Annotated in this window: 10 protein-coding genes; 5 read left to right on the forward strand and 5 right to left on the reverse strand. The window is 69.2% G+C overall.

The window, feature by feature from the left end:
• Nucleotides 1-80: 80 nt before the first annotated feature.
• Nucleotides 81-1616, reverse strand: coding sequence for a DUF4185 domain-containing protein (locus ACFRAQ_RS05240; protein WP_379094356.1), 1536 nt, complete (start codon nt 1614-1616; stop codon nt 81-83).
• Between the two features lie 145 nt (nt 1617-1761).
• Between ACFRAQ_RS05240 and hrpB the strand changes: the two genes are divergently transcribed.
• Nucleotides 1762-4242, forward strand: coding sequence for an ATP-dependent helicase HrpB (gene hrpB, locus ACFRAQ_RS05245; RefSeq protein ID WP_379094358.1), 2481 nt, complete (start codon nt 1762-1764; stop codon nt 4240-4242).
• A gap of 201 nt (nt 4243-4443) precedes the next feature.
• Nucleotides 4444-5427 (forward strand): zinc-binding alcohol dehydrogenase family protein, encoded by a 984-nt coding sequence (locus tag ACFRAQ_RS05250; protein ID WP_379094360.1) that lies wholly within the window; start codon nt 4444-4446, stop codon nt 5425-5427.
• Here ACFRAQ_RS05250 and ACFRAQ_RS05255 read toward each other — a convergent pair.
• Entirely contained in the window at nt 5411-6733 is a 1323-nt protein-coding gene (locus tag ACFRAQ_RS05255; RefSeq protein ID WP_379094362.1) for a DUF2252 domain-containing protein, read from the reverse strand. The two genes, ACFRAQ_RS05250 and ACFRAQ_RS05255, sit on opposite strands and share 17 nt — an antisense overlap.
• A gap of 125 nt (nt 6734-6858) precedes the next feature.
• Here ACFRAQ_RS05255 and ACFRAQ_RS05260 point away from each other — a divergent pair, with 125 nt between their 5' ends.
• Nucleotides 6859-8172, forward strand: a complete 1314-nt coding sequence (locus ACFRAQ_RS05260; RefSeq protein WP_379094364.1) for a family 1 glycosylhydrolase — start codon at nt 6859-6861, stop codon at nt 8170-8172.
• Between the two features lie 33 nt (nt 8173-8205).
• Here the strand turns inward: ACFRAQ_RS05260 and ACFRAQ_RS05265 are convergent, their stop codons facing one another.
• From ACFRAQ_RS05265 to ACFRAQ_RS05275, 3 genes are all read right to left on the reverse strand, one after another.
• Complete coding sequence (locus tag ACFRAQ_RS05265; RefSeq protein WP_379094366.1) at nt 8206-9294, reverse strand: TIGR03857 family LLM class F420-dependent oxidoreductase; 1089 nt, start codon at nt 9292-9294, stop codon at nt 8206-8208.
• 48 nt (nt 9295-9342) lie between these two features.
• On the reverse strand, nt 9343-10476 hold the full coding sequence (locus tag ACFRAQ_RS05270; protein ID WP_379094368.1) for a phosphotransferase family protein: 1134 nt from the start codon (nt 10474-10476) through the stop codon (nt 9343-9345).
• Between the two features lie 88 nt (nt 10477-10564).
• Nucleotides 10565-11200 (reverse strand): TetR/AcrR family transcriptional regulator, encoded by a 636-nt coding sequence (locus ACFRAQ_RS05275; protein ID WP_379094370.1) that lies wholly within the window; start codon nt 11198-11200, stop codon nt 10565-10567.
• Between the two features lie 107 nt (nt 11201-11307).
• Between ACFRAQ_RS05275 and ACFRAQ_RS05280 the strand changes: the two genes are divergently transcribed.
• Entirely contained in the window at nt 11308-12243 is a 936-nt protein-coding gene (locus tag ACFRAQ_RS05280; protein ID WP_379094372.1) for a MerR family transcriptional regulator, read from the forward strand.
• A 94-nt stretch (nt 12244-12337) separates the two neighbouring features.
• Nucleotides 12338-13849 (forward strand): multicopper oxidase family protein, encoded by a 1512-nt coding sequence (locus ACFRAQ_RS05285; RefSeq protein ID WP_379094374.1) that lies wholly within the window; start codon nt 12338-12340, stop codon nt 13847-13849.
• Nucleotides 13850-13893 lie beyond the last annotated feature (44 nt).

Raw genomic sequence — 13893 nt, forward strand, 5'->3', positions numbered from 1 at the left:
CGTCCGCACCACGGCGTGATCGCGCATGGATTCGATCGGTCCGGGCCCGCACGGGATGGGCCGGACACAAAACAGCTGCGCTACTTCAGTTTCGCGTGCATGAGGTAGACGTTGTAGCTGTTCCACGCGGAGATCGTGAAATACAGGTCCTGGGCAGTGGACCAGGGGTGGATGAACCCGCCGTAGGCGGTCGGGTAGTCCTCGGTATTGATCAGTGCGACCGGTTCGGTCCACGTGCCTTGGGGGTCGGCGGCGGTGCGCAGCACGATCTGCCCGCGCACGGTGTCCAGGTACACCATCCGCCAGCGGTTCGACTCGGCGTCGAAGTGGACCGACAGCTCACTGGCCGTGCCGGTGATCAGGGGCGTGGCGAGCATTTCGTTGGCGCCGTCGGCGGGAATCCAGGCGTCCTTGACCCAGTACTGGTACGCGGACTTGTTGAGCACCTGATCCGCGGGCACCCGGGCGAGCCCGATGGTGCCCAGCCGGCCATTGGGCGTGCCGAACATGTAGACGAAGTCGTCGTGCGGCACCATCGTCGCGACCTGGAAGCGCCCGACGCCGAACAGGTTGTCCCAGCGTGCCCATTGGGATTTGGTCCAGGTGCGGCCGTGGTCATCGGACCAGGCGATGCCGCCGAGGTTGGTCCACCACATGCCGGGGATCTTGGACCAGCGATTGACCGACATGTAGGTCAGGTACTGGCGATCGCCGACGGCGAAGCCGGAGGTGGGGATGGTCGTGGTCTCGTAGTTCTTGACCTTGCGGCTGTCCAGGATCTCGGTGGCGTGGCAGCGGGTGTTCTGCACGAAGTCGTCGAGGACCAGGCCCTGCGACAGATCACGGGTGCTGCTGTAGGCGATCACATTGCTGCGCCAGTCCTGCGTGTCGGTGCCCGCGCCGCCGGGCTTCCAGCCCTTGCCGAAGGTGTCGCCGAACACGACCGCGACCTGGCCGGGCTTGGTCTCCCACATCAGCCCGAGGTCGGTGCCGTCGACCGACCAGCGGGTGTCGGTGCGGTTGACCGACCCGCGCCCGGTCACCTGATTGACCAGCTCCACCGAATCCACCTGCGGCGCGGCCACCGCGGCGGCCGCGGGCGCGGGCACCGACGGCTGGACGGCCGGGGTGGGCGCGGGCTGCGGCTCGGGCGGTTCACCGCCCGGCACCACGATCGGGATGGGTTCGGGATCGGGGGCGACCTCGATCTGCGGCAGCGACGCGCTACCGCCGCCCGGCGGGGCCGGGGTCGGGGCCACGGTGTCGCGGACGTCCGGGCACGGGCTGGCGCACGGGTCCTCGGGCAGCGCGACATCCACCCGGTTGGCGTCCGGCTTCGGCGCGTACTGGCTGACCGTCACGATCTGCGGCACCGGGATGGGCACCTTGATGGTCAGCGGCGGCTGCGAGGTCGATCCGCTCGGGTCGGCCTGCCGATTGACCGGGTCGAATCCCGTTTCTCCACAGCTGTTCACGGGCGCGGGCGCCCACGGGTGCGGCGCGGCGGCGGCGGGGGTCGCGGGCAGCAGCATCGCACCCAGCGTGACCACGGCCGACAGCGACAGCGCCGCAGGGATTTCGGCATGGCTCGAGCGACGGCGGGATCGAATTCCCATGGGGTAGGCGGCTCCTCGTTCGCGATCGACCCGACCACCTTAGACCGATCTTGTCGCAGGGTGTACCACCGTGAACCGGTCGCGAGATCCGTCGCGTGTGAGGTGGTCGCGGCGCGATCCGGCGCACGCGGCAGACTGAACGGTAATGAAACTGCCCGATCTCCCCGACCTCCCCGTGCGCGCCGCGCTCGGCGAGATCACCGACACGCTGGCCGAGCACGGCACCGCCGTCCTGGTCGCCCCACCGGGCACCGGTAAGACGACGCTGGTCCCGCTGGCCCTGGCCGCCGCTACGGCCGGCCGCGTGGTGGTGGCGGAGCCGCGGCGACTGGCCGCGCGCGCCGCCGCCGCGCGCATGGCCGCGTTGCTGGGGGAGCGGGTCGGGGAGACCGCCGGATACTCGGTGCGTGGCGACCGCAAGGTCGGATCCCGCACCCGCATCGAGGTGGTGACCTCGGGACTGCTGGTGCGGCGCTTGCAGAACGACCCCGAACTCGATGGAGTCGACGTGGTCGTCCTCGACGAATGCCACGAGCGACACCTGGACGCGGACCTGCTGCTGGCCCTGCTCCTCGACGCCCGCGCCGGACTCCGCCCCGACCTGCGGGTGCTGGCCACCTCCGCGACCGTTGCGGCGGATCGCCTTTCGACCCTGCTGGGCGGCGAGTCGGAACCGTCGGCCCCCGTGCTGGAGGTGCACGGTCGCACCTACCCGGTCGAATTCGATTACGTGCCACCGCTGCCCCGCGAACGCATCGAGCAGCAGGTGGCCCGCACGACCCGCCGGGCCCTCACCGACAGCCCCGGCGACGTCCTGGTCTTCCTCCCCGGCGCGGGCGAGATCCGCCGCACCGCCGCCCTGCTCTCCGACCTGCCCGACGTCGACGTCGTCCCGCTGCACGGCAGACTGCCCGCCGCCGCACAGGATTCCGCCCTGCGCCCGGGCGCCCGCCGTCGAGTCGTCCTCTCCACCGCGGTGGCCGAGTCCAGCCTCACCGTCCCCGGCGTCCGCACCGTGGTCGACTCCGGACTGGCCCGCGTCCCCCGGATCGACCACCGCCGCGGCCTGTCGGGCCTTGCCACCGTCCGTGTCTCGGCCGCCGTCGCCGAACAACGCGCGGGCCGCGCGGGCCGAGAGGGCCCCGGCCACGCCTGGCGCTGCTGGCCCGAATACGAGCACGCCACGCTCCCCGCCTACCCCGAGCCGGAGATCCGCACCGCCGACCTGACCCGACTGGCGCTGGAACTGGCCTGCTGGGGCACCGTCGACGGCCAGGGCCTGGCCTGGTGGGACGCACCCCCGACAGGCGGCCTCGCCGCGGGTCGCGCGGTCCTGCGCGCCCTCGACGCTGTGGACGACCATGGCGCGGTGACGGATCGAGGCCGCCGCATGGCAGCGGTCGGCCTCCACCCCCGATTGGCCAGAGCCCTGCTCGACGGCGCGACCGAGGTCGGAGCCCGCGCGGCCGCCGAGGTCGTGGCCCTCCTCGACGACGACTCACTGGCCCCCGGCGTGGATCTGGTCGCCGCCCTGCGCACCCTGCGCGGCGATCGCCCGGCCCGCTGGCAGAAGGAGGCGCAACGTCTGGCGCGCCTCGTCGGCGACGACATCGACAATGGTCGGGGATCCACACCCCGTTCAGGGGGCGATGATCCGGCTCTTGTTGCGGCACTGGCTTATCCGGAGCGGCTCGCTCGTCGTCGCGCTTCCGGCTCGGCCAGTTATCTGATGGCGGGCGGGACCGCGGTGACCCTGCCGCCCGGGAGCGGACTGGGCGATGCCGAATGGCTGGCGATCGCGGTGGCGGGGCGAGATCCCGGGCAATCCGAGGGGCGAATCCGGTTGGCGGCCAAGGCAGATGAGCAGCTTGCCCGCCAAGCAGCCGCCAATCTGGTCACCACCGTGGACGAAGTCGACTGGGTCGATGGTGATCTGGTGGCTCGCCGGGTGCGCCGGTTGGGCGCGATCATGTTGTCGGAGCAGCCCCTGCGCGATCCGAATCCGGAATTGGTCTCGGCGGCGCTGCTGCGGGGGTTGCGCGCCACCGGCCTCGACCTGTTGCGCTGGACCGATGATGCCCGGACCCTGCGGCAGCGCCTGGACTTCCTGCACCGCACGCTGGGCGCGCCGTGGCCCGCCGTCGACGACGGCACGTTGCTCGCCGACGCCGAAACCTGGCTAGCGCCTGAACTTTCCACGGCCCGCCGCCGCGCCGACCTGGAGCGTGTGGATGCCGGTCAAGCCCTGCGCCGCCTGCTGCCCTGGCCCGAGGCCGCCCGGCTCGACGAACTCGCCCCCGAGCGCCTGGAGGTCCCCTCCGGCAGCAACGTCCGCCTCGACTACTCCACCGACCCACCGGTCCTCGCCGTCAAGGTCCAGGAGATCTTCGGCTGGACGGAGACGCCCCGCCTCGCCGACGGCCGCGTATCGCCTGTCCTGCACCTACTCTCCCCGGCCCGACGCCCGGTGGCGGTCACCGCCGACCTGCCGTCCTTCTGGCGCGCCGGCTGGCTCCAGGTCCGCGCCGACCTGCGCGGCCGTTACCCGAAGCACGCCTGGCCCGAGGACCCCACCACCGTTGTCGCCCACCGCGGCACCGCCCGCAACGCCAACCGCCCGAGCTGAGCCCGGTCTCGACCGGCACCGCGGAACGCCGTGGCCAGCGGCAGCTGCGGATCGCCGGCGCCGATGCCGACCGGGTGGCCGAGGTGGAACACCAACGGTGCCGGCGGAATAGCCGGCTCGTCGTGGATGCTGCATTCGTGCGTCCGGGTTCGGACGATGTGGCTATCCGTCTGGGAACAGGCGGAGAGGGAGTGTGGCGGTATGCGCGCGATTCGATTCGACGAGTACGGCGGGCCCGAGGTATTGCGGTCGGTAGAGCTCGGCGTGCCGGAGCCCGGTGCGGGGGAGGTGTCCATCGAGGTCGCCTATGTCGGCGTGAATTTCGCTGACCTGCAAGCTCGTTCGGTCGGATACCGGGTTCCGGCGCTGCCCTATGTGCCGGGGTTGGAGCTGTCCGGGCGGGTGCGGGCGGTCGGTGCGGGCGTCGAGGGGCTCAGTGTGGGGCAGGCGGTGGCCGCGATCTCGGACGGTGGCGCGTATGCCGAGGTCGTAGTCGTCTCGGCGGCGACGGTCTTCCCCGTGCCCGATGGCGTGGATCTGCGCACCGCCGCAACGCTTCCCACGGTGTTGCCGACCGCCTACGCCCTGCTGCATACGGTAGGCCGCCTGCAACCGGGGGAGACGGTCCTGGTGCAGGCCGCCGCCGGCGGCGTCGGCACCGTGGCCGCCCAGATCGCCAAACTCGCCGGCGCGGGTGGGGTGTACGGCGTGGTCTCCAGTCGGGCCAAAGCCGATTACGCACGCGAATATGGCTATGACGACGCCTTTTTGGCTGAATCGTTCGATGCTGACGTCCGTGCCGCCACCGGTGGCCGTGGGGTGGACCTGGCGTTGGAGTCGATCGGCGGTGACACCTTCCGCCGTACCTTGGAGTCTCTGGACCGGTTCGGTCGCCTGGTTTCCTTCGGCAATGCCGGTGGCGAGGCCCCGTGGCAGGTCGGTGCGCCCGAATTGTTCCCCCAGGGCCGTTCGGTTGCCGGATTCTCCATCCTCGGCCTGAGCGCCTCCGCCCCGGACGTGTTGCGCGAGATCTCCTCTCACGCCTTCGACCTGGCCACCTCGGGCAAGGTGCGATTGCCGATCACCGCGGAATTCCCGCTCGCCGAGGCGGCCGACGCGCACCGTCTGATGGCGGGCCGCTCCTCGACGGGCAAGCTGGTGCTGGCGGTCAATTCCCAGCTGTGATCCGGCCGGATTCGATTGCCGCGAGCAGGGATTCGTGGTCGGCGTCGGTCTGGTCGGCATAGGCCAGCGCGAACGCACCCATGGCCCGATCGAAGGTGTCCTTGCCGCCCAGGTAGGCCGCGATGGCCGTCCGGTCGCCGGACCGGGCGTGCCCGCGGGCCAGGGTGTGGCCGCACAGGGCGGCGTACTCGCGCAACTGGGCGGGGGACATGTCGTCGATGCTCAAGGAGCCCTTCATGTCTCGCAACTGCCGCCAGTAGTAGAAGCGTCCGTCGGGGCCGGTGGCCCAGCCGAGGAAGATGTCGCCGGCCGATTGGGAGAGCCGCTGTCCGTGCACGACGCGGTGGCCCTGATGGAGGAACTGGCTGTGGCTCAGGTGTGCTGACAGCACCGAGGGCTCGGCCTGCTTCACCTGGAGGAACAGCGGGTCGCCGGTGTTGCGGCCGGTCAACAGCGCGATGTAGCAGCGGGTGCCGACGCTGCCGACGCCCACGACCTTCATGGCGATGTCGCGAAGCTCGTAGCGGTCCAGCAGGATGCGGCGCTCCTCGGGCAGCGTGTCCCGGTAGTCCGTCAGCACCGAAAGCAGCTGCTTCTGTGCCTTTTTCGGCACGGGCAGCAGCAGCGGCGGGTCGGCCTTGATGCGCGGTGCGCCGTCGGGGCCGAGTTCGGTGAGCTTGTCCAGCGCGTGCAGGCTGGTGCGCGTCCGCGCGCGGCTGATCACCTTGGCGGTCAGCTTGCGATGTTTCGGCCGCATCAGGGCGGCGACCTTGTCGGCGTCGACCATCTCGTACCAGACGTCGGTCTCGCCGAGCTCGGCCAGCCGGTTCATGGCCTCGCGATAGGCCCGCGCCGCCGAGACCGCGGCCTCGCCGGCCTCTTCGTCGTCGCTGCCATTGGCCCGTGCCGCCACCGCCACGCTGGCCGCGAGCCGCTTCACATCCCATTCGAAGGGGCCGGGCAGCGTCTCGTCGAAGTCGTTGACGTCGAACACGAGTGACCGTTCCGGCGAGGCGAACAGCCCGAAGTTGGACAGGTGCGCGTCACCGCACAACTGCACATGCAGGCCGGTGTTCGCGCCGCTCGCCAGATCCCCGGCCATGATGGCGGGCGCGCCCCGGTAGAACGGGAGCCGTCCGGCCGCCATCCGCTCGTACCGGATCCCCATCAGTTCGGGCAGCCGCGTGGCGGCCTGCCGCTCCAGCACCGCCACCGGATCCGGCCGATCCACCGCGGCTTTCCACTCACCCAGCGACCGCCGCGGCACCCGCTTGCGCACCGCCCGCCCCGCCTTCGATCTCGACATGCGCTGACTCTAATGGATTGTGCCAAACCACTATCGACCCGCTGCTCGCTCGAAACAATTCGCAGCTATCCAGGAGTAAGTAGCCGCATTCACTCGTTTCGAGTACTGGTCCCGGGGAAGTGCTCATGCGCACTCGATTTCGTTGTCTCGTCGCGTCCGCCCTCGTCACGGCCGCCGCACTACTCCTGGTCCCCGGCGTGTCCGGTACCGCGTCGGAGGAACGCGCCGGGGTGCTGGGGGACGATTTCCTCTGGGGAGTGGCGACGTCCGGGTTCCAATCCGAGGGTCAGTCACCCGACAGCAATTGGACGCGCTATATCGACGCCGATCCGGGCTGGGATCGCCTCGGCGGTTCCGTCGATTTCCGCACCCGCTACCGGTCCGATATCGCCCTGGCCAAGAGCCTCGGCGTCGAGGTCTTCCGTATCGGGATCGAATGGACTCGGCTGGAACCCCAACCGGGGGTGTGGGATTCGTCGGCCTTCGCCTACTACGACGATGTGATCGGCGCCATCGTCGCCGCCGGTATGCGGCCGATGCTGACGCTGGACCATTGGGTGTATCCCGGCTGGGCGGCCGACCGCGGCGGCTGGCGCGATCCCGGCATGGTCTCGGACTGGCTCACCAACATGCGCAAGGTGGTCGACCGTTACGCCGCCCGCAATCCGGTCTGGGTGACCATCAACGAGCCGGTCGCGTACATCATGCACGAGGTCCGCCAGAACCGAACCGACGCCGATCAGATGCTCGACAGTGTGGCGCAGGCGCACAACGCCATCTACGACTACATCCACCAGATCCAGCCGAACGCGCTCGTGACCAGCAATGTCGGCTATGTCGCCGGGGCGGAGTCGCAGGTCAACGGCCCCTTGATGGACCGGATCGGCGACCGGCTCGACTTCATCGGCATCGACTACTACTTCGGCTACGAACCGCCGGATCCCACCGCCGCGAACGCGCCCTCGGGCATGTGGGATCTCCCCGTCCGTCCCGAGGGCATCTACTTTGCGCTGCGGCACTATTCACAGCGCTTCCCCGGTAAGCCGCTGTGGATCGTGGAGAACGGCATGCCCACCGAGAACGCACGACCCCGCGCGGACGGCTACACCCGCTCGGATCACCTGCGCGACACCGTCTACTGGCTCCAGCGTGCGAGATCCGATGGCATGAACCTCATCGGCTACAACTACTGGAGCCTGACCGACAACTACGAATGGAGTTCCTACACACCGAGATTCGGTCTCTACACGGTGAACGTGCGCACTGATCCGACCCTGACCCGAATCCCCACGGACGCCGTCGGCACCTACCGCGCCATCATCACGCACGACGGAGTCCCCGCCGACTACCTGCCCCGGCGTCCAGTCGCCGACTGCCGCCTGATCGATCCACCCGCCAGCTGCGCCGCCCCGGTCGCCGCACCTCGAGCCGATGGCTGACCATCGGCTCGACGCACGACGGGAAACCCTGTCTCAGGCGAACTTTCCCGGGTTGGCGGCCACGGCCCGGCGCAGCGTGGGCCGGTTGGCCCGGTAGGCGTCCACCACCGATTCCAGCTCGTGCGGGCTGGCCCCGTGCATGATCACCGAGTGGCAACCGAGGTCGTATTCGCGGGAGATCTTCCGCACGCACTGCTCGGGCGTGCCGTAGGCGGCGGAGGCGAGCCATTCGTCCGGAACGAGCGCGTCCAGCTGCTCCAGCACCTCGACCGAGGCGGACGCGTCGATGGGGCCCGCCGCCGCGGCGTCCTGGTACAGCTGCGTGCCGCGAATACGCTCCCACACCTGCGGATCCCAGCCATTGGCGCTGATCAGGATGTCGGCGTACGCCTGCAAGTAGGTCACCAGGCGACCGGTCCGCCGCCGCAGCTGGTCCTCGGGAGTGAGCGCGTCGCTCGCGGTCGCCAGGCAGGACCAGATGCGGACACTGTCGGGGTCCTTGCCCGCCCGCTCCGCGCCACGCCGCACGGCAGCGACGGAGTTCGCGGTGGCCTCGTCGGAGAAGAAGGTGTGCAGGACGACGAAATCACCGATCTCACCGGCGAGTTCCATGGTCTTCGGGCCCACCGCGACGAAGCCGATCGGGGGCGCTTCGTCGAGGCCGTTCTGGTGGTACAGCACAGGCCATTTGCCCGCGGGCCCATCGTGATTCACGATCGTCTCGCCGTCCCACAGGCGGCGCAGAATGCCGACGAAATCCCGAAGCTGTGCCTCGGTGACGGCGGGCAGCCCGATCGCCTTCCAGTTCGCCGCCATCCCGCGCCCGAAGGCCATGGCGAATCGGCCCTCGGTCATCGCCTGCATGGTCGAGCCGATGGTCGCGGTCACCATGGGATGGCGGGTGTGGTGATTGGTTGCCGCGGCGGCGATTCCGAGGTCGGTGGTGCATCCGGCGAGACCGCCGGACAGGACGGCGGAGTCCTTCACCGTCATGCGCTCGCCGATCATGCACGAGCCGAGGCCGATGCGCTCGGCGTCGCGGGCCTCGGGCAGCAGGACGCGGGCGTCGGCGGGATGCCGGGTGATGCAGTAGTAGGACAGTTCGTTCAGTTGATCGGTCACGAGAGTTGTACTTCCCTAATAGGTTTCGAAACAGGCGGACGCCGGGGTTCAGGCGCCGAGTTCGGTGAGCAGTTCTTCGACGATCGCCCGGTGGTGGAGCAGCACCTCGATGTCCTCGGGGCGCTCCATCTCACCGAAATGGATCTGACGGCCACCGGCGCGCAGGAAGACGACGGCGTAGTTGAGGGCGGCGAACATCGTGTACCAGGTGAGGTCGGCGAGTTCGACGCCCGCGTGCCGGGCGTAGCTCGCCCGGACGTCTTCCACGCGCATGAAGTCCGGCATGCCGGGGAAACCGAAGTTCTCGGCGATGGCGTGAAAGACACGGTGCCCGAACGTGATCCAGGCGACGTCGAGTTCGCGGGGGCCGATCGTGGCCATTTCCCAGTCGAGCACCGCGACCGGAGCGAAGTCCCGGTACATCAGGTTGCCGAGTCGCGCGTCACCCCAGGACAGCACGGTCTCGTACGTCGACGGCTCCGGGATATTGTCGGTGAGCCACTTCAGGATTCGCTCCACCAACGGTGACGGCCCGATGTCGCGCGCCGCGAACTCGTACCACGCCCGGGCGCGATTCAGGTTCCGCTCGAGCAGGCTGTCACCGGGGTGCGCGGGGTCGAGGAACGCGAAAGTGGTTGCCGCGTCCGGGATAGCGTGGATCTTCGCGAGCGCTTCGACGGTGCTCTCCTGCACGCTGCGCTGCTGCTCCGGGTCTGCGTCGAAGAGCCAGTTGTCGCCGAAGGTGTAGGGCATGACATCGGGCGGCACCAGGCCATCGACCCGATCCATCAGGAGAAACGGTGTGCCCAGCACCTCGCCGGTCGGTTCGAGGAAGCGCACCAGAGGGACGCGCACGTCGCTCGCCTGGGCCACGATGCGCATCACGTCGAACTGCTCGCGCAGGTTGTAGTGCTCGTAGACCGGGAAGTCGCCGGGGGCGGGCACGACCCGGGCGATCAGGTCATCGACCTGCTCTGCTCCGGCGTCCTGCCAGCGCAGGGTGAGGGTGAGCGTCTCCGCGGACATGCCATTGCTGTCGATGCCGGACCCCAGCGCGAGCTCCGGATTCGCGTCGTCGGGCAGTTGCGTGGCCAGCCATGCGGTGAGGCGGGGAATCAGGGCGGCGGTGTCACGGCTACTGCGCTGCAAGCGCATGCCCTGATCATCGGGAGACGGAGACATGAGTCACTCCTGACTGGATTGCGAAAGCTGGAGGTAACAGTGGACCTCCCCATCGCAATTGTCAACGAGGGTTCTCAAAGAATGTGAGTTATAGCAGGTAAAACGCTATGGAGTCGACCAGGCAGTGACGCGCTTCGGTCAGTTCGGCGGGTGTGGACAGCCGGCGCTCGTTATTGATGCCGCGCATGGCCATCGGGATCAGCGCCTGGACGCGATGCACCTTGCCCGCGTCGAGAGGCAGGTCCGCGAGGAAGTACTCGAAGGCCCTGAGCCACGCGTCCTCGTACCCGGCCATCGCCGCCGTGGTCAGCGGGAAATCCTCGAGCCGTTCCTGCTGGCCATTGGGCAGTCCGGCCCGCAGCGTCTCGACCGCCCGCCCCTCGGGAGTGCCGAGGATGGTCCACATGGCATCGACCATCTCCCACACCCGCTCCCGGATCGTCCCGGTCACCTGCGGCCAGCTCTCGGGGCTGTTCGCCCCGGTGCGATCGGTCAATTCGACGAGCACGGCCGCCCATAGTCCGTCGATATCGCCGAACTGATGCTTCAACGTCCCCCAGCTGACCCCGGCCTCCCGGGCGACCCGATTCGCCGACAGCGGTTCCCCGGACCCCGTCGCGAGACAGCCGATGGCCACATCGAGTAGCCGCTGCCTGGTCTCCCGCCCCTTCCGGTTGAGGCGAGTTCCGGCCGCGGATTGCATTGTCGAACTCGTCTCGGTCATCGCCGCTTCCGTTTCGCATGTCCCGAAATCTCGGAATCTCCGATTATCGGTCCGACGATAGCCGGAGGACTTGAGTCTCCATCCGGGGGAGACAGGAAGGTTGGGGCATGGACGACGACACGCTCTTCACGATCGGGGCTCTGGCCGAACGGACCGGGTTGACGGTCAAGACGATCCGGTTCTACTCCGACAAGGGGATCGTGCCGCCGACCGATCACACCCCGACCGGCTACCGGCTCTACGACGCCGCGGCCGCTACCCGCCTGGAACTGGTCCGCACCCTGCGTGAGTTGGGCATCGACCTGCCCACCGTGGCGCGGGTGCTGGCGCGCGAGACCTCGCTGACCGCGGTGGCCGCGGCCCACGCCGATGCGCTCGACGTGCAGATCCGGATCCTGCGGATGCGGCGCGCGGTCCTGCGCGCCGTGGCCGAGCGGGGCTCCCACCGAGAGGAAATGGAACTCATGCACAACCTGATGCGCCTGTCCGAGGCCGAACGCCGCCGGCTGATCGACGACTTCGTCGACGCCGCGTACGGCGGCGTGGACGCCAATCCCGCCATGGTGGAGCTGGTCCGCACCAGCATGCCCGAACTGCCGGACGACCCGACCGTCGCGCAGATCACGGCGTGGATGGAACTCGTGGAACTGGTACAGGACAACGACTTCCGCGAATCGGTCCGGGCCATGGCCGAGTACCAGGCCCGCGAACGCGCCGAGGGCGACACCACCGGGCTGCACCACGACCTGACCGAAGCCGTCCGCACCGATATCGGCAAGGCCCTCGCCGACGGACTGAGCGCCGACTCCGAGGCCGCCGCCACGGTCGTCGACAGGCTGACCGCGCGCTACGCCGACACCTTCGGCAAGCCCGACGACGCGCGTCTGCGCCGCTGGATACTGGAACGGCTCGAGGTGGCCAATGATCCACGCGTGGAGCGCTATTGGCGGCTGGTATCCGCCATCAACGGCTGGCCGGAGATGCCCGACATGGGGCCGGTGTTCACCTGGTTCGCCGCGGCCCTGCGCACCCACCCGGCCTAGGGGATCCACCGGGGATTCTCTCGGGTGAATCAGGGAGGGATTTGGGGGATCCGCCGGATCCGCGGAACTGCGGGTCTTCCCTAGCGTTCGAGGCATGAGAGACGGGTCTCGGATGCGGCGGGTGTTGGTCCGGCTGGGCGTGGCGGTGCTGGTTGTGGTCGTCGGGCTGAGCGCTGCGACGGCCTGGGTGTACACCTCGGCTGAAGTATCCACCGTGGGGAAGGTGGATTTCGTGCGCCCGCTGGCCATCCCGCCGCTGGCCCGGTCGACCGTGGCGGCGGACGGGGTGCGGGAATTCGAACTCGACATGCGTTCCGGCAGTATGGAATTCCGCACCGGACAGGTCACCGATACCTGGGGATTCAACGGTGAGCATCTCGGACCGACCCTGCGTGCGCGCCGCGGGGAGCAGGTTCGAGTGCGGGTCCGCAACGAACTGCCGGAAGCATCGACCGTGCACTGGCACGGCATGCATGTGCCCGCCGCGATGGATGGAGGGCCGCATCAGATGGTCGAACCGGGTGCGGAGTGGAAGCCGGAATGGACGGTCGAACAGCCCGCGGCCACCCTCTGGTATCACCCGCACCCGCACGGGGCCACCGAGACCCATGTCAGCCGGGGGCTGGCCGGGATGTTCCTGCTCGACGACGACGCGTCGGACGCGCTCGCGCTGCCCCACAGCTACGGTGTCGACGATTTCCCGCTGCTCGTGCAGGACGTCCGATTCCGCAACGGGCGGTTCGACTTCGGGCACGGCGCGTTCCGCGACGCCGGATTCCTCGGCGACGAGGTCCTGGTCAACGGCACCCTCGCGCCCTACCGTGAGGTGAGCGACGAACTGGTGCGACTGCGCCTGGTCAACGCGTCCCCCGCACGCATCTACAACTTCGGCCTCTCCGACGGCCGCGACTTCGCGCTCATCGGCACCGACGGCGGCCTGCTGGAGCGCCCCGCCCGGCTGAAGCACGTGCAACTGTCCCCGGGCGAGCGCGCCGAAATCGTGGTCCGCATGCGGCCGGGCGAGCGCGTGACCCTGCGCAGCGACCGCCTCGACGCCGGACTCGACATGTTCACCAACCGATTCAGCGGCGGAGACGACCGATTCGACATCCTCGAACTACGGGCCGCCGCCACCCTCCGACCGGCGCCGCCCCTGCCCGACCACCTCGTCACCCCGCAGATGCCGAAGGCCGCGGACTCGGTGGGGGAGCGGTCCTTCGAGCTGGAGTTCGGCAAGATCAACGGCAAGGCAATGGAGATGAGCCGCATCGACGCCACCGTGACCCGCGGCGCCACCGAGACCTGGGTCGTCCACAACGGCGACGGCACCCCACACAACTTCCACATCCACGACACCCAATTCGCGGTCGCCGAGGTCGACGGCGGCCAACCGCCCGAGTCCCTGCGCGGCGCCAAGGACACCGTCTTCGTCGCTCCGGGCTCCACCGTGAAACTGCTGGTCCGCTTCGACGGCCCCGCAGATCCCCACGCCCCGTACATGTTCCACTGCCACCTCCTCTGGCACGAGGACCTGGGCATGATGGGCCAGTTCGTGGTCGTGGATCCGGGACAACAGGCCGGAACACCTCACCACGCCGGGCACTGACCGCGCGCCATGATCGCCTACGGGACCGGGATCATCTCCGGATG

This window comes from Nocardia sp. NPDC056611, from assembly GCF_042792755.1.
Taxonomy (GTDB): domain Bacteria; phylum Actinomycetota; class Actinomycetes; order Mycobacteriales; family Mycobacteriaceae; genus Nocardia.

Excerpts from the sequence above, each read along its gene's own strand:
- ACFRAQ_RS05285 (WP_379094374.1), top strand. The coding sequence starts at position 12,338 with ATGAGAGACGGGTCTCGGATGCGGCGGGTGTTGGTCCGGCTGGGCGTG.
- ACFRAQ_RS05240 (WP_379094356.1), bottom strand. The coding sequence starts at position 1,616 with ATGGGAATTCGATCCCGCCGTCGCTCGAGCCATGCCGAAATCCCTGCG.
- ACFRAQ_RS05250 (WP_379094360.1), top strand. The coding sequence starts at position 4,444 with ATGCGCGCGATTCGATTCGACGAGTACGGCGGGCCCGAGGTATTGCGG.
- hrpB (WP_379094358.1), top strand. The coding sequence starts at position 1,762 with ATGAAACTGCCCGATCTCCCCGACCTCCCCGTGCGCGCCGCGCTCGGC.
- ACFRAQ_RS05280 (WP_379094372.1), top strand. The coding sequence starts at position 11,308 with ATGGACGACGACACGCTCTTCACGATCGGGGCTCTGGCCGAACGGACC.
- ACFRAQ_RS05260 (WP_379094364.1), top strand. The coding sequence starts at position 6,859 with ATGCGCACTCGATTTCGTTGTCTCGTCGCGTCCGCCCTCGTCACGGCC.
- ACFRAQ_RS05275 (WP_379094370.1), bottom strand. The coding sequence starts at position 11,200 with ATGACCGAGACGAGTTCGACAATGCAATCCGCGGCCGGAACTCGCCTC.
- ACFRAQ_RS05270 (WP_379094368.1), bottom strand. The coding sequence starts at position 10,476 with ATGTCTCCGTCTCCCGATGATCAGGGCATGCGCTTGCAGCGCAGTAGC.
- ACFRAQ_RS05255 (WP_379094362.1), bottom strand. The coding sequence starts at position 6,733 with ATGTCGAGATCGAAGGCGGGGCGGGCGGTGCGCAAGCGGGTGCCGCGG.